The following is a 16586-nucleotide window of genomic DNA, read 5'->3' as shown; positions in this document are numbered from 1 at the left end:
GTCAGCGGCATTCCGGCTCCCGAGAAGGGCCAGCCGGTCAAGAAATGATTACGGCACTATCAATCTGAGTGAACACATTATTCTTCATGCTTTCACTATCCATAGCGGTAACCACTGTACGATTTTTGACATTGACGATAAAAGCCATATCCTGCATCAAAATCAATGACTCTTTGGCTCCCTTGGCAGCAGCTTTGTCCAAAGCAGAACCAATCTGTTCCATTTGCTCCGTTTTGAGTTCAATACCACGCTGTTCCAATCGCTTGGCAGCATGATTGCTCAACTTTAGAAGATTATCTTCCAGGACCTTCGCAAAAGGCTTTTCGGGTACAGCCGAGGCTTCTCCCGTTTTGGGTCTTTGAAGCATATTCGGAGTAATCGGGCCTGCATATAATTGTCCAACCGTCATGCGATCACTCATATCGTCTTACCGCTATCTTCTGTACCACCCGTTTCCGCAGCTGATTCAGCTTCCTGGCTCTCGTTCGATTCAGGAGTTACATTCTGAACGTTCTCTACCGGAGTTTGATTCTCTTCTGCCTGTTTTGGATAATTCACCTGAATAATCTCATCCAGCTTAATCTCGTCATTGCCCACTTTCGCGTATTGAACGCTATCTCTTACAATGATGGAATCCACGATACCCTGTCGAAGAGTTCCGTTATCCTCTTTATTAGAAGAAAGCCAACTTACCTCCATACCAATCATGCCAGATACAGCACCGAGTGACTGATTCAACGTTTTAAGTTGAGTCGAGATATTGACCAATTGTTCCACTGAGCTGAACTGTGCCATTTGAGCGATAAATTCCTTATCCTCCATCGGCTGCATCGGGTCTTGGTTTTGCAGCTGGGTAATCAGGATTTTTAGAAACTGATCTTTACCCAATTCTTTTGTTGCAGCGCTAGTGGTTGCTTTATTAGCTGCCGAATAGTTCGGCCAGGTATTATTGGTTGAAACAATTTCATTAGCCATTTGCTCACCTCATTTCTGTTTAAGCCTTTGCACTAAACGTATCTCTTTGTAATTCATTTCCTTCGACTTGCTCGCTACGCCAATTACGCAATTCTTCTTGAATACCTGCTGTAGCTATAGCATCATCCGATTGTTCCTCACGCTCACGTGAACGACGCTGTTGCTGAGAGTTACTTCCCGGCTGACGGCCTCCATCCTGATACATCTGTGATCCAATTGAGCTGTTCTGCGTAACCTCAAGTCGTTCTACTTGAATTCCCTGAGCTTGAAGTGAAGAACGGAGCTGCATCATTTGTTGTTCAAGCATGTCTTTGGCCATCGTATGTTCTGTCATAAACCGTGCAACCAATTGCCCGTTTTGCAAAATAATCTGTACATCCAGCTTCCCTAGATGCTCAGGACGAAGTGAGATGGTCGCCTCAGAAAATCCCTTTTGCTGTACAATATCCAGCTTGCTGACAACAAACTGTGTCATTTCTTTGGCAAACTGTGATGTTTGCATTACAGGTTCAGCGGGTTTTCCTGCTGTTGTACCTGATGTACGCAACGATAGCTCTCCTGCAGTAATGATGGTTGAGTGATCCACTTCTGCACCTGCATTTGAAGCAGATGTCGCCTCCGTGTCACCTTTCACCTGAATTCCAGCATTAGCCGCTGCCGCAACAAGAACCTGTGGTACGACTGAATCCTGTTTGGTCGCTTGAAGTGAAGTCGTTGGAGCGACTTGTACAGCCTGATCCTTAACTGCAGCCAATGTATCCAGTATGGATTTCAGTTCAGTCCATCCTTTGTTGCTAGTGGTATCCACTCCAGTCTCTTGAAGCTGACTCTGCAGAGATTGTAGCAGATGCTTGAATTCGGGAGCGTTCTTCGCAACAGTACTCTCTGGTTCATTCATTGCAGCTACTAATTGTGTAAGCATATCCTGCAAAACAAAACGTACTGCTGCCGGATGCTGTGAGAGTTCAATTGCAGGTACTGTATTGGCACTGCCAGCTCCATCCGAAGACTCGTCAGAACCTTCTGCATTAGTACCAGAAGCATCATTTAGTTGTGTATACATCTGTTGAATTAGAGTCTGCAAGCCTGCAAGTAGCGTTGGATCATTTTCCAAAGCTTCGTCAAGAGATTCCAAATCCGCGAACAACGAATTCAGTATATCTGTGATTGAGGTCGCTTCCCCGTCTTCACTTGAGGCAAAGGTAAATACCAATGGATTAGCTGTTAAGCTTCCAGTAGCGCTTGAGCTATCACCTTCTGTAGATCCTCCGGATAATGACTGTGCAAGAGTTTGCAGAAATTCACCACTAACAGCACCTGCAGCTGAACCTTTTGATTGTGCTCCAGTCGTCTGACCAGTTCCTGCGGTTTTTGCAGATGCTGTGGATGTCATTTGATACACGATCGACATTTATTTTCACCTCCTCTCGGTTCCATCAGTTTAATCAGAACTACTTGTTACCCATTAATCTGTTCAAAATCTTTGCAGTTTCTACCGAATCCTCAGAAGACATGTTTTCAAGCAATTGAGAGCGTGTCGCATCGTCTACTGAATTCAGGATCGTCAATGTTTTATCAGGACTTAACTTGTATGTTTCCAATAGAAGCTTGGCACCACTTGAAGCAGACATGGAAGCAAATGTTTGACTCAGCTGGTTTTTATCCAGGTTTTTGCTCGTCGTTGTTGCTGCAGTTGAGGTTGCTTCGGTTTCTTTCTTCAATCTGGATTGCAGCGCATCCAGTGCCAGATCTCCGGACGGTTTGGCATCCTTCATCATCATGGTGACATCGGCGGCTGTTTTCGGGTCCATCTTTTCAAGCACCTTGGTCCGAGCAGATGATTGCATGGCATTCAACAAAAGTACCATTTCCTCATTCGTCATATTTTGCAAAATCGGTGCGGCTTTGCTTGGGCTCATGTCAGCATACATTTTAGCCAAATCTTTGATCTGCTTCTGATAATCAGATTCCGTTTCCGGTGTTGCCGCCGTAGCGGTTTCAGCAGCTTTTTCTGCATCATCCAACTTCTTCTGAAGGTCCGTCGCTTTCTTCGCTTCAGTTGTTGTCGCTTCCTGTGCTGCCTTGAGCTCTGTTTCTTTGGCGGTTACTTGGGACTTCAGCTTTTCGATTGTCGCTTCAGCACTTTCAACTTGCTGCTCGCTCTTCTCCAGCTTCTCTTTCTCCGGGTCCAGCACAGGATCAGGTACCCATTCCTTAACTACCGGAATCTTGTTGGCAAATTCAAATAAATTGTTACGAATATCTACATTAAAAAGCGTAAGCAATACGCCTAGCAATACTACGGTGAATACAATCGGGATTGAAATCATGAGAAATTTTTCCCAACCGCCTCCCGACTCTTTTTCCATGTCGCTATCATCTTTAACAGCCATCGTTCATTCCTCCTTCGCGAGACAACTTCGCGTCCGGCTCACATCAATTCGCGCGTCCGGCTTTGGCAGCGAAGCGTACAGTAGCCATCTCGTCCAGATCGTTCTGTTCCCGGAGGAGCATCTCCTGCTGAAATTTGATTTTCGCCTTGTCTCTCGCTCCAAGCCATACTTTTTCGTCAATCATCTTACCGTTTAGAAAGGTCTGATTCCGTTGCACATTGACCTGAGCATGTTTAACATCACTGTTTTTGCGTGAAATGCACTCGTCAAGGTGATGTACATAACGCTGCATCTCCTGCAGACTGTTCACAGACGCTGTATTTTCCGTAGCAGATTGGATAATGCCGACCAGATTACTTCTATCATTAAGAAGTTGTATCAGATGTTCTTCCTCCGTCTGAAGTTTACCGATCGCTGTGGATAACATCCACTCTGCCTGTGTTTTCTCATTACTCTTCAGGTCAACAACTTTCTGGAAATGATATCGAAATTTCATCGTTTACCCATTCATCTCCTTGCAAATTCAAGAATCAAACGTTCCTGTACTTCACTTAAGGTGACTTTCTCGTCGACTTTCTGCTTTGTAAAGTTCCATATGCTATCAATCTGATCTATCGATTCATCTATCGCTGCATTTGATCCCCGCTGGTAAGCTCCAATATTGATCAAATCTTCTGACTCTTTGTAGACAGCCATCAAACGTTTCATATTATTGACGGCTTCCAGCTGCTCTTCCGGGGCAATATCCTTCATGACACGACTTATGCTGGCCAACACATCGATCGCAGGAAAATGACCTTTATTCGCAATGGACCGGTTTAACACTATGTGGCCATCCAAGATACCCCTCACCGCATCCGCGATCGGTTCGTTCATGTCATCCCCATCAACCAGAACAGTGTAAAAGGCTGTAATCGAGCCCGTAGGCCCTGTACCCGCCCGTTCAAGCAGTTTGGGCAAACTTGCAAATACCGATGGAGTATATCCTCTCATTGCCGGAGGTTCACCTACGGCCAAACCAACTTCCCTTTGTGCCATCGCATATCGGGTAACCGAGTCCATCATCAGCATCACGTTCATTCCACGGTCCCGGAAATACTCTGCAATGGTGGTTGCAATAACCGCCCCCTTGATCCGAATCAGGGCAGGTTGATCTGATGTTGCAACAATGACTACGGAGCGTTCCAGTCCTTCCGGACCCAGATCCCGTTCAATAAAGTCGCGAACCTCACGTCCACGCTCACCTACAAGTGCGATAACATTGACATCCGCCGCTGTATTACGGGCGATCATGCCCATCAATGTACTCTTACCAACACCTGAACCGGCAAAAATACCTACACGCTGTCCCTTACCTACGGTCAACAATCCATCAATAGCTCTTACACCAACACCCATCGTTTCAAGTACACGTGGACGATCCATTGGATTGACAGGTGTATTGGATGTAGAGTACATCGGCATTCTGGATGGCAGGAGGGAACCGTCTAGCGGTTGTCCTAGTCCGTCCAGGACTTTACCGAGCAATTCAGAGCCTACCTGAACACCGAGTGGTTTACCCGTACCCACTACATCGCAACCAGGACCTATGGATTGCAGTTCACCCAGTGGCATAAGCAGCACTTTGTTATCTCGAAACCCAACGACTTCAGCCTGGAGAGGCTTGGCCGACTTACCAGGGTAGATGTAACATACATCACCGATACTTGCATCCGGCCCTTCGGACTCAACCATAAGGCCAATGACCTGAGTAACCTTGCCGTTAATGCGCACGGGATCAAATTGCCGCAAATGTTCCATATATCGCTGTGAACTAAGAACCTTCATGTTGATTTTTTCGCTCCTCATCCTCAAGTGCTATGCGGACCAGTTCTTTTTTTATCTCAGCAAGCTGTGTGTCAATTCTCGCATCTACACTTCCGAACGAAGAACGGATGACACATCCCTTATCTTTGACCGTTGAATCAGGCAAAATCTGCAATTCTGCCTGAGAGTCAATGGACAGAGACAGTTCTTCGCGAGCTGCCTGTACAAATGTAAATTGATCAGGAGCCACACACAGTGTGATCAAGCCTTGTTCCCGTTTACGTGACAAACTCTGACGAATCAGTTCCAAGGTGTGATCGGGTTCAATGGTAAGTTGTTTATCAATGACTTTCTCAGCAATCCCGCAAGCGAGATCAACAAGAAATGGTTCGGCTTCCTGAATAATCTGATCTTTTGCTACATAAGCCTCCTGAAGCACTTCCTGAGCTTCCTTCATCATCTTTTCGATCTGCACCTGGAGATCCAGTTCAGCCTGTACTTTGCCTTCTTCAAAACCCTGTTGGAAACCTTGTGAACGAAGTGCTTCGGTCAGATGTTCATCCTGTTGTCTTTGTTCCTGCCACCAGGTATCGATCTGTTCACGGGCTTCTTGAAGCATGCGCTCTGCCTCTTCTGAAGCTTCACGTACTTGCTTTTCTGCAAACTCCTTGGCATCTTCCAGCATCTCTGCGGTAAGACGTTGTGTTTCTTCGTCCACGCGTGCTTGAAGCGTTTCTGTTTCAGAACCTTCAGCACTTTCACCATTTAACTCCGTTTCAGACTCCTCAGTACCACCATAATGATGATGATTTTCAAGTCTTTTGCGGTCATCAACAGGTACATACTGGAAAGATTTAATCAAATTAGACAATGATATCATCTCCTCCACCGCGTGCGATAATGATCTCACCGGCTTCTTCCAATCTGCGTATCGTTCCTACAATGCGTGTTTGAGCTTCCTCAACATCACGCAACCGCACAGGTCCCATGAACTCCATCTCTTCTTTGAATGTCTCTGACATCCGTTTCGACATATTCCGGAACACGGCATCCCGAACTTCTTCGCTTGCCACTTTGAGTGCGAGTTGTAGATCTGCGTTGTCGATATCCCGAATAATACGCTGAATCGAACGATCATCCACATTGACGATATCTTCGAATACAAACATGCGTTTTTTGATCTCCTCAGCAAGCTCTGGATCCTGAATTTCGAGTGAGTCCAAAATGGTACGCTCTGTACCACGATCCACTCCGTTCAAAATCTGAACGATCGATTCGATACCACCCGCATTCGTGTAATCCTGCGTTACGGTAGAAGATAGCTTTTGTTCCAGAACCCGCTCCACTTGAGAGATAACTTCTGGCGAAGTACTATCCATAACTGCAACGCGGCGAGCGACATCTGCCTGCTTCTCTTGAGGCAACGATGACAGAATCGCTGCAGCCTGTTCGAACTGGAGATAAGACAGAACCAGCGCGATTGTTTGCGGACTTTCATTCTGAATAAAGTTCAAAATCTGATTGGGATCCGCTTTGCGTGCAAAATCAAACGGTCTGACCTGCAATGTAGCTGTTAAACGATTAATAACTTCAAGTGCTTTGGAAGAACCCAAAGCTTTCTCCAGGATTTCTCTCGCATAATTGATACCGCCCTGAGAGATATATTCCTGCGCCAGACAGATCTGGTGAAACTCGGCCATGATCATGTCCTTTTCGGAAGAATCAACTTTGCGAACGTTGGCAATCTCCAACGTGAGTTGCTCGATTTCCTCATCCCGCAGATGTTTGAATATCTGTGCCGAAACTTCCGGACCTAATGTAATCAACAATATTGCTGCTTTTTGTCTGCCAGTCAGCCCTTGACTGCTTGCCTTTGCCACTGCGTTCACCTCTATTCGTCAGCCAGCCATGTACGCAGCAGATTGACGAATTCGTCTGGCTTTTTCTTGGCCAAACTCTCCAATTGTTTGCGCACCTGACTTTCGTTCGTTACACTGTCCAGCGTAATGGACGGGAACTCTGTTGCTATTGGAAGAGGAATCTCTTCTTCTTCTTCTTCGTTTTGTTTGCGGCGACGGCGTACTAACAAAATAACAACCGCTGCGATCAATGCTGCTATGAGTGCGCCTCCGCCCCACATCATCGTTGAGGATAGCTGGAAGCCCGTATTGTCTGCGGAGGCAGTCTGGAACCCTTGTGACATGACTGAAACTTTCTTTATCAGATCGGCGTCACTTATTACGGTACCTGAGTCTGCCAATGAAGCGCGAACAATGTTAACCAAAATGTTCTCAATTGCGTCCTGAACTGGCCCCTGTAATTCTGTTTCTCCATTTGGTGGTTCAACTGCAACGTTAATGGTTAAATCTTTTACAGTATAAGGACTGGAAATAATATCCTTGGCAATGCGATTAACATCGTAGTTTATAGTGCTTGATGATTCTTCCGAGGTGGAATTCCCTGCTCCATCAGCTGATGGATAACCCGGAACTTCCTCTTGCCCTGTACCAGCAACACCACCTGTTGGGTTGCTTGCACCAGTGTAGCTCTTCTGAATCTCCTGCACACTGATCTCGATGCCTTTCATGTTCTCTACGTCAACGGGTGTGACCAGATTTTCTTTACGTGTTTCTTTGTCAAAATTAAGCTTGGAGGCTACCAAAACATTGACCTTGTCTTCGCCTACAATTTGAGAAAGAAATTGCTTCACGTTATTACGAACATCGTTTTCAAACTTTTTCTGTAATGCCATGTTTTCTTGAACTTCAGAAGACAACCCGCCACTACCACCTCGGGCAGTTGGAATCAGTTCTGCTTCATCCGTATTGGTAATCGTAATGTTCTCAATAGGCAGATTAGGAATTGCGGTTTTAACCAAGTTAAAGTATCCATCTACCGCTGCCTGATTTGGGTGATAACCCGGTTTAAATTGGAGAGCTACCGACGCTGATGCTTTATCCTGTTCTTCTAAACCAGCAAAGATATTATCTTTCGGCATATTGACCAGCACTTTGGCATCCTGTATCCCTTGCATCCGCTGAAGCAACTGTTCAACTTCTCCGTTTAAAGCATTGTTGTACTTTACATCAAACTCTTTATCCGTCATCCCGATCGGGGATGATGATTCCTCGAATGACTTATATCCCAATGAACCATTCTGAATAATCCCTTGAGATCCGACATTCACTTTTGCAATCGCAACACTCGTGCTTGGCACGGATATCGTCTTGCCATCCGAACTTAATTTGTATGGAATACTAGATGAATCTAGATAACTGATAACGCCTGCTGAATCACTTGCATTCAAGTCTGTGAACGCAACTTCATATTCGGTCTTGGACAATTGCATCGTGAGTACAACTGCAGCCAAAATCAGAAACAGGAAGGTGGATATAAATAATACTTTTTGCTTTTTGCTAAAACTATTCCAATACTGGGATGCCTTATCCCTGTACTGGGCGATTCTCTCATTCACTCTGTCACCCCATCCGAAACTTTGCTTAGTCTGTCCTTACGCAGCCCTAGCCGTTCCATAGGTCTACGATCAGGAGCAGCATCGCAGCTGCTTGTTGTAATGATCAGCGCTATTGCCTGAGCGCAAGTAGATTATTTTATAATTGCGTTCGCATAATTTCCTGGTATGCTTCGACCACTTTGTTTCGGACTTGAGTGGTGAGTTGTAGGCTTAACAGGGCCTGTTCTGAAGCGATCATCACTTGATCCACATTCGCATTCCCTACTAAAAATTGATTCGACATTTCATGCGATTGAGTCTCCTGTGCAGCGACAGAGCTTAATGCGTTCTGTAAGTATGTACCGAAGCTCTGAATGGTTTCGGCTGGTGTAGAAGGCTTGCTTTCGGTTGCGCTCTTCATCTGTAGCGGCTGTATCCCTTGTGTGCTAAACATGTTGTTCTGAATCATTAATGGTCCCTCCCCTTCATGACTGGTTTATATATTTCTTGTTTTCAGTTCAATGCAGATTATCTTCCAATCTCCAAAGCTTTAGAAATCATCGCTTTAGTTGAATTCAATGCTGTTACGTTTGCCTCATAGGAACGCGAAGCTGAGATCATGTCGACCATTTCTTTCGCAATATCCACGTTAGGCATAAATACATATCCTTCTGCGTTGGCATCTGGATGAGAAGGATCGTAGACAGGCTTGAGTGGTGACTGATCTTCACGAATCTCAGTGACTCTGACGCCATCTCCTGAACCGTTGCCTCGCATCTGATTTTGTAGCATGGTACCAAAAGACGTTTTATTTGGTTCAAGCACCACCATTTTTCGTTTGTAAGGAACCGCCTCACCATTGGATACGTTCGCGCGCGTCGTCTCTGCGTTCGCAATGTTGGAAGATATAACGTCCATCCGCAAGCGTTGAGCCGTCAGCGCTGATGCACTGATACTAAAACTATTACTAATGTTCAATTTAGGTTATCTCCCTTCCACGCCAACGCGCATGATTTTAATTTGTTCATTCACTTGCTGGATATAAGCGTTGTAACGCAACTGATTCTCCGCCAGAAGACTCATTTCTCTGTCTATATCGACATTGTTTTCGTTGTTATTCATGGACGTTGACTGGTCCATATTAACTACTGGCGTTGGAACGGAAGAGGAAGGACCTATGACAAAATGCCTTGCATCAGTTACTTTACCTTTAAGAACAGGCATATCTCCATTCATTTGCCCCTGCAACATCTCTTCAAAAGAAACGTCTGAGCGCTTGAAATACGGGGTATCGGCATTCGCGATGTTGTCAGCAATCGTTCGTTGTCTGATGTTGGACGCATCGAGTGCACCTTGCAATCTTTTAAAGCTAATATCGTTTAAAAGATTCACAATCTCCCTCCTCTCTTTAGAAGTTATGGAAAAAGATTGAATCTTTTCCCTTGAAAATTCTTATGTTTTTTCGACAAAAACATTCGCTTTTACACGGTTTTCTAGGACTTAAGTAGAATTAACTCTGATGTTGTCGTATAACATAAGTTTCTTCGAGTTTGGGATATATTACAATAAGAAAAAAGCCCTATCTTTTCTGAAAGACGGGCCTTTTTGTGTATTTTCTGCAAATTATGAATTTTTTCGTAAATGTTCAGGCCCAAATCAAAAGTATGTTAATACTCTCCCTGATTGTTCTTAAACATTCTTAAAATAAAAAAAACCTTTAGCGTCTCGACATGACTGTATAACGCCCGTAATTATGTAGATTTCCGAATATTTCATACTCGATAATGTTAGAATTTTTTACCGTTACACTAAGGGTTTAGAGACTATATGGTAGGTATACATACTAAGCTGTATATTAATCAATTGACAAGTTATCTTTCACGAATTAAGATTTCACGTCTTTTCATCCCAACACTTTCTTAACAATTAAGCAGGGTCTTTATATTTTAATGTCTAGAAAACAATTGCTTGCTTCAACCTTTTCTACAATTTCTATTTTTGCGCATTTACGCAAAATTTACCACTCTTGCAACTAAACCGATAACCAGACTTGGAATAAGGAAACTTCTTGTAATGGGAATCACTGGATATAAAAACAGAGAATAACCACCACTCCGATAGGGTTTAACATGGTATACATGCGGCACAAGTCCTAGGTTTTGTCGGTCCTTATAACAACCCCACATCTTTTATCGGTTATAGCATCGTAATATTGTAGATATAAACAAAAATAAACGACATGCCTTCCGGTAAGAAGATCTTGCGATTCGATAAAGGAATGATAACCTTCGCCGATCTCGTAAGTGATCTCTCTCCAGTGCATGCCGTTCATTGATACAATCATTTTAACAACTACATTGCTAAATCTATGTTACAGGATGTACTGACTTAAGTCACGATCAAGTGCAATATCATTTAATTTCTCACGTACATACTCTGGAGTAATCACCATACGTTCCAGGGTAAGCTCAGGTGCCTCAAAGGATAAATCCTCCAAAAGCTTTTCCAAGATCGTATGCAAGCGGCGGGCACCTATATTCTCTGTATTTTGATTGACGGATTCAGCCAATTTGGCGATTTCACGAATGGCATCATCCGAGAACTCAATCTCAATATTTTCGGTGCGCAGCAAATCAACATACTGCTTGGTCAATGCATTTTGCGGCTCAGTCAGAATGGATACAAACTCCTCCAGTGTAAGACTGCTCAGTTCCACACGAATCGGGAAGCGTCCCTGAAGCTCGGGAATCAGATCAGAGGGTTTAGCGACGTGGAATGCGCCAGCTGCCATAAACAGAATATAATCCGTTTTGACAGGGCCATACTTCGTCATTACCGTTGAACCTTCGACGATAGGCAGAATGTCCCGTTGAACACCCTCACGGGATACATCCGGACCGCTACCGCGTCCTTGACTGGCTACCTTGTCGATTTCATCAATGAAAATGATACCTGTCTGCTCTGCCCGGCGAATGGACTCCTGGGTAACATCATCCATATCAATCAATTTGCCTGCTTCTTCCTGGATCAACACTTTGCGCGCTTCTTTAATGGCGAGCTTACGTTTTTTCGTACGACGAGGCAACAGGCTACCAAACATCTCCTGCATGTTCATGCCCATCTGATCATTACCCTGACCAGCAAACATGTCCATCATGTTAGGAGCAGTGTCCTCTACATCAATTTCAATGATGTCATCCTCCAATTTGCCGGACAACAGATCAAACTTGATCTTGCGCCGACGCTCCGCAACTCCCGTATCCGGTTCTGGCTCATCCTGCTCCTGAACGTTGTTACCATTATTGCCAAAGATCATCTCAAAAGGATTGCGTTGATTCTTGGACTTGGACTGTGAGGGAGCCAAAATATGTACAATTCGTTCATTGGCAGCTTCTTCAGCTTTGTCCTTCACTTTTTCAGTCCGTTCCAGCTTCACCATCCGCAGTGATGTTTCAATCAGATCACGCACCATTGATTCAACGTCTCGTCCAACGTAACCCACTTCGGTGAACTTGGTAGCTTCCACTTTTACAAATGGCGCACCCACCAGTTTAGCAAGGCGACGGGCGATTTCCGTTTTACCCACACCGGTAGGTCCAATCATCAGGATATTTTTAGGTACAATGTCGTCCTGAGTGTGCTCAGGCAAAAGGCTACGCCGATAACGATTACGAAGCGCTACCGCTACCGATTTTTTGGCTTTCTTTTGACCTACAATATACTTGTCAAGCTCTGCAACAATCTGTCTCGGTGTTAGCGCTTGAGTATTCATATTGCTTCCCTCCTACCAGTATGCTGAATTTATTTTACCTCACAAGGACAAAGAATCCCCTAGACGTCCTGGAGCAGATTACAGAATCATGCTCCACTACGGGAGATTTCTTTGGCTTATAACTCTTCTACAATAATATTACTGTTCGTGTACACACAAAGCTCAGAGGCAATCTGAAGCGATTCGCGCGCAATGTCCTTCGCTTCCAGGTTCACAGCATGACGTTTCAACGCACGCGCAGCAGATAAGGCAAAGTTCCCACCTGATCCGATAGCAATAACGTCATCATCGGGCTCAATAATTTCGCCGCCGCCTGAGATGAGCAGCATGCCTGTTTTGTCCATTACAATCAACAATGCCTCAAGCTTACGCAAAATTCGATCCTGACGCCAATCCTTGGCAAGCTCTACGGCAGCCCGCTGCAGGTTACCATGGTGCTCCTCCAGCTTGCCTTCGAACTTCTCAAACAGGGTGATGGCATCCGCCACAGAACCGGCAAACCCGGCAACAACCTGTCCGCGGTACAATCGTCTTACCTTCTTGGCTGTGTTCTTCATCACAACGCTTTGGCCCATGGTCACCTGACCATCACCAGCGATTGCTGCTTTACCATTATGACGAACAGCACAGATCGTTGTAGCATGAAATGACATATCCATGATATCAGCCTCCTCCCACGAATAATTTATACGCGTTCCGGAACAGTTAGACCTTCTGCCGCAGCAAAACTGGTGATACCATCCAGGGCACGCTGTGCAAGAGCTTCATTTTTTTCCTTTTTGTTACGGATTTTCGTTTCCAGCTTCGGCAACAAACCAAAGTTTGCATTCATTGGCTGGAAGTGCTTGAAGTCAGCTGTTGTAATATACTGAGCCATACTGCCAAGTGTTGTTTCTACCGGTAATACTACGAGTTCCTGTCCAAGAGCTGCTTTGGCTGCGTTCATGCCGGCAATAAGCCCTGATGCAGCAGACTCCACATATCCTTCTACACCTGTCATCTGACCTGCAAAGAACAGGTTTGGACGCTCTTTAAACTGATACGTCGGAAGAAGCAGTTTAGGAGAATTAATAAATGTATTACGGTGCATTACACCATAACGGACAAACTCTGCATTTTCAAGCCCAGGTATGAGAGAGAAGACACGTTTTTGTTCTCCCCATTTCAGATGTGTCTGGAAGCCCACCAGGTTATACAACGTTCCCGCTGCATTATCCTGTCTAAGCTGTACAACCGCATGTGGTAGTTCTCCCGTGTGCGGGTTAACCAGACCTACTGGTTTCATAGGACCAAACAGAGCCGTCTGTTTTCCGCGTTTCATCATCACTTCGATTGGCATACAGCCTTCAAAGTAGATTTCTTTCTCAAACTCTTTCAATTGAGCGACCTCAGCAGTAATGAGAGCTTCATAGAAGACATCAAACTCTTCTTCTGTCATCGGACAGTTCAGATATGCCGCTTCACCCTTATCATAACGGGAGGCCAGGTACACCTTGTTCATATCAATTGAATCTTTTTCAATGATCGGTGCTGCTGCATCATAGAAGTAGAAATATTCCTCACCCATAAGTGCCTTGATTTGCTCAGACAGTGCCGGTGAAGTCAGGGGACCCGTTGCAACAACAACGATGCCATCTTCCGGCAGGGAAGTTAGTTCTTCATTCACCACTTCGATGAGTGGATGCTGGTGCAAAGTAGACGTAATCTCACCCGAGAAGCCATCCCGGTCCACAGCAAGTGCTCCACCTGCTGGAACGGCATGCTTGTCTGCCGCAGACAATACGAGAGAATTAAGCATTCTCATTTCTTCTTTTAACACACCCACTGCATTCGTCAATCCATTCGCACGCAGCGAGTTACTGCACACCAGTTCTGCAAATTTATCTGTATGATGAGCTGGCGTTTTCACCACAGGTCTCATCTCGTATAATTTCACGCGCACGCCGCGACTTGCGATCTGCCAGGCAGCTTCTGTTCCTGCCAGCCCGGCACCAATTACGGTTACTTGTTGTTCATTCTTCAAAATCATTTACCCCCATATATACTAATCCGCTGACTCGTCATCCGGTTCATCCACCGGCTCCTGATGATCACATGATGTACACTGCAATCGGGCTCCCTTTTTGTTCCGCTTTTCAATCATTAGCGATCCACAACTTGGACATGGTTTGGCTGAAGGTCTGTCCCATGAGACAAAATCACATTCAGGATACTTGTCACAACCGTAGAAGATACGTCCCTTTTTGCTACGACGCTCAACAACATGGCCTTCCTTACACTTCGGACAAGTTACGCCAATGTCTTTGATAATCGGTTTGGTATTCCGGCAATCAGGGAAGCCAGAGCAAGCAAGAAACTTGCCAAAACGTCCGAGTTTATAAACAAGTGGTTTGCCGCACTTCTCACAGATCTCATCCGATACTTCGTCTTCGATCTCGATTTCTTTCATTTCTTCTTCCGCAAACTCAAGCCGTTTCTCAAAAGATTCGTAGAATTCAGCGAGTACTTTGACCCAATCCTCCGAACCTTCCTCCACATGGTCAAGATCACCTTCCATGTTCGCGGTAAACTCTACATTCAGGATTTCCGGGAAAAACTCTTCCATCTGTTCGATGACCAGTTCGCCAAGCTCCGTTGGCATGAATTTCTTTTCCTCAATCGCAACATATCCGCGCTTCTGAATGGTCTCCAGTGTTGGCGCATATGTACTCGGACGCCCTATTCCCAATTCCTCAAGCGTCTTAACCAACCTTGCCTCCGTATATCGTGGTGGTGGTTGTGTAAAATGCTGTTTTGGCTCAATCTCCTGCTTCTCAAGCACATCTCCACTTTTCAGCGGAGGCAGCAGACGATCTTCTTCGGTGGTACCATCGTCATTTCCTTCAACATACACCTTCATGAAACCTTGGAATCGCACCTTCGAACCTGCTGCACGGAAAATTGTATCCCCCGCAGCAATATCTACAGAGAGTGTATCCAGGATAGCCGAAGACATCTGGCTCGCTACAAAACGTTCCCAAACCAGTTTATACAACCGGAACTGATCACGACTCATAAATGACTTGATTGAATCCGGATCACGCAGAATGGAAGTTGGACGAATTGCTTCATGCGCATCCTGAGCATTAGCAGCTTTTTTGGAATAATTTCGTGGTGTTTCTGGTGCAAATGGCTCCCCATACTTACCAACGATATATTCTTTGGCTTCTTCTTGTGCAGATGCCGCAATCCGTGTGGAGTCCGTACGCATATACGTGATGAGACCTACTGTGCCTTCTTTTCCAAGGTCTACACCTTCATATAGTTGTTGGGCGACCGACATCGTCTTGGAAGCTCTGAAATTCAATTTACGCGCTGCTTCCTGTTGCAAAGAACTCGTGGTAAACGGGGCAGAAGGGTTCCGACTCCGTTCCTTCTCTTTGACTTCCTTGATCGTAAAGTCTGCACCTTCGATCTGTTTCAGGATGGCTTGTACTTCCGCTTCACTGCCCAGCTCTGTTTTGGCCCCGTTCAGTTTATGAAACTTGGCTTCAAACGGATTGCCGTCTGCTGTCAGTTTGGCGGTAATGCTCCAGTATTCTTCCGGCTCAAAATCATCAATTTCATTTTCACGATCTAAAATGATTTTAACAGCCACGGACTGAACCCGGCCTGCGGACAAACCTTTTTTAACTTTTTTCCATAATAATGGACTAATTTTATATCCAACGAGCCGGTCCAGAATACGTCTTGCCTGCTGCGCGTTAACCAAATCCATATTGATTTTACGCGGCGTTTTGAACGCATCTTTGACCGCCTGTTTTGTAATTTCATTAAATACAACCCGGCAATCTGCCGTATCGTCCAGTTCAAGGGCATGGGCCAAATGCCATGCGATAGCCTCGCCTTCGCGATCCGGGTCAGCTGCGAGATACACTTTTTTCACTTTCTTTCGTGCATCTTTCAGTTCTTTCAAAATTGAACCTTTGCCGCGGATCGTAATATATTTCGGATTAAAATCATTCTCCACCTCAACGCCGATCTGACTCTTTGGCAAATCGCGAACATGTCCCATCGAAGCTTTCACGATGAACTTGCTGCCTAAATATTTGCCTATCGTCTTCGCCTTTGAGGGCGACTCCACGATTACGAGTGCATCCGCCATAGGTTCATCCTCCTCTCAGTCATGAAACTGTCATGTAACTGT

General features: G+C 45.2%; 16 protein-coding genes. All 16 read right to left on the bottom strand.

The window, feature by feature from the left end; translation table 11 throughout:
- Positions 1-37: 37 nt before the first annotated feature.
- The 16 genes from MKX75_RS10865 to topA all read right to left on the bottom strand — a co-directional run bounded on the left by MKX75_RS10865 (position 38) and on the right by topA (position 16544).
- Positions 38-421 (bottom strand): TIGR02530 family flagellar biosynthesis protein, encoded by a 384-nt coding sequence (locus MKX75_RS10865; RefSeq protein ID WP_076330669.1) that lies wholly within the window; start codon positions 419-421, stop codon positions 38-40.
- On the bottom strand, positions 418-975 hold the full coding sequence (locus tag MKX75_RS10860; protein WP_076330668.1) for a flagellar hook capping FlgD N-terminal domain-containing protein: 558 nt from the start codon (positions 973-975) through the stop codon (positions 418-420). The genes MKX75_RS10865 and MKX75_RS10860 overlap by 4 nt, the downstream gene beginning before the upstream one ends.
- A 19-nt stretch (positions 976-994) precedes the next feature.
- Positions 995-2386 carry a flagellar hook-length control protein FliK gene (locus MKX75_RS10855; RefSeq protein WP_076330667.1) on the bottom strand — a complete coding sequence of 464 codons (1392 nt, stop codon included), beginning with the start codon at positions 2384-2386 and terminating at the stop codon, positions 995-997.
- 40 nt (positions 2387-2426) lie between these two features.
- Positions 2427-3368, bottom strand: a complete 942-nt coding sequence (locus tag MKX75_RS10850; protein ID WP_062833793.1) for a DUF4088 family protein — start codon at positions 3366-3368, stop codon at positions 2427-2429.
- A gap of 43 nt (positions 3369-3411) precedes the next feature.
- On the bottom strand, positions 3412-3864 hold the full coding sequence (gene fliJ / locus MKX75_RS10845; protein ID WP_062833792.1) for a flagellar export protein FliJ: 453 nt from the start codon (positions 3862-3864) through the stop codon (positions 3412-3414).
- Between the two features lie 11 nt (positions 3865-3875).
- Positions 3876-5195, bottom strand: a complete 1320-nt coding sequence (fliI, locus tag MKX75_RS10840) for a flagellar protein export ATPase FliI (protein ID WP_036609365.1) — start codon at positions 5193-5195, stop codon at positions 3876-3878.
- A complete protein-coding gene (locus tag MKX75_RS10835; RefSeq protein ID WP_076330666.1) occupies positions 5182-6045 on the bottom strand; it encodes a FliH/SctL family protein in 864 nt (287 codons plus the stop codon). The genes fliI and MKX75_RS10835 overlap by 14 nt, the downstream gene beginning before the upstream one ends.
- Positions 6038-7054, bottom strand: a complete 1017-nt coding sequence (gene fliG, locus MKX75_RS10830) for a flagellar motor switch protein FliG (RefSeq protein WP_047842476.1) — start codon at positions 7052-7054, stop codon at positions 6038-6040. The genes MKX75_RS10835 and fliG overlap by 8 nt, the downstream gene beginning before the upstream one ends.
- A gap of 11 nt (positions 7055-7065) precedes the next feature.
- Positions 7066-8649: a flagellar basal-body MS-ring/collar protein FliF gene (gene fliF / locus MKX75_RS10825; RefSeq protein ID WP_339169595.1), complete on the bottom strand. Its 1584-nt coding sequence runs from the start codon at positions 8647-8649 to the stop codon at positions 7066-7068.
- Between the two features lie 136 nt (positions 8650-8785).
- Positions 8786-9097 (bottom strand): flagellar hook-basal body complex protein FliE, encoded by a 312-nt coding sequence (gene fliE, locus MKX75_RS10820; protein WP_076330665.1) that lies wholly within the window; start codon positions 9095-9097, stop codon positions 8786-8788.
- 59 nt (positions 9098-9156) lie between these two features.
- Positions 9157-9606: a flagellar basal body rod protein FlgC gene (gene flgC, locus MKX75_RS10815; protein ID WP_339169593.1), complete on the bottom strand. Its 450-nt coding sequence runs from the start codon at positions 9604-9606 to the stop codon at positions 9157-9159.
- Positions 9607-9612: 6 nt separating this feature from the next.
- Positions 9613-10020 carry a flagellar basal body rod protein FlgB gene (gene flgB, locus MKX75_RS10810; protein ID WP_036670359.1) on the bottom strand — a complete coding sequence of 136 codons (408 nt, stop codon included), beginning with the start codon at positions 10018-10020 and terminating at the stop codon, positions 9613-9615.
- Between the two features lie 979 nt (positions 10021-10999).
- Positions 11000-12400, bottom strand: a complete 1401-nt coding sequence (gene hslU, locus MKX75_RS10805) for an ATP-dependent protease ATPase subunit HslU (RefSeq protein ID WP_062833787.1) — start codon at positions 12398-12400, stop codon at positions 11000-11002.
- 116 nt (positions 12401-12516) lie between these two features.
- On the bottom strand, positions 12517-13059 hold the full coding sequence (gene hslV, locus MKX75_RS10800; RefSeq protein WP_062833786.1) for an ATP-dependent protease subunit HslV: 543 nt from the start codon (positions 13057-13059) through the stop codon (positions 12517-12519).
- A gap of 26 nt (positions 13060-13085) precedes the next feature.
- Entirely contained in the window at positions 13086-14423 is a 1338-nt protein-coding gene (gene trmFO, locus MKX75_RS10795; protein WP_145146924.1) for an FADH(2)-oxidizing methylenetetrahydrofolate--tRNA-(uracil(54)-C(5))-methyltransferase TrmFO, read from the bottom strand.
- A gap of 21 nt (positions 14424-14444) precedes the next feature.
- Positions 14445-16544 carry a type I DNA topoisomerase gene (gene topA / locus MKX75_RS10790; protein WP_062833784.1) on the bottom strand — a complete coding sequence of 700 codons (2100 nt, stop codon included), beginning with the start codon at positions 16542-16544 and terminating at the stop codon, positions 14445-14447.
- Positions 16545-16586: the final 42 nt, after the last annotated feature.

Origin of the sequence: Paenibacillus sp. FSL R5-0341 (assembly GCF_037975235.1) — a bacterium.
Classification (GTDB): Bacteria; Bacillota; Bacilli; order Paenibacillales; family Paenibacillaceae; genus Paenibacillus; species Paenibacillus amylolyticus_A.
This window is presented reverse-complemented; position numbering and strand designations above follow the sequence as displayed.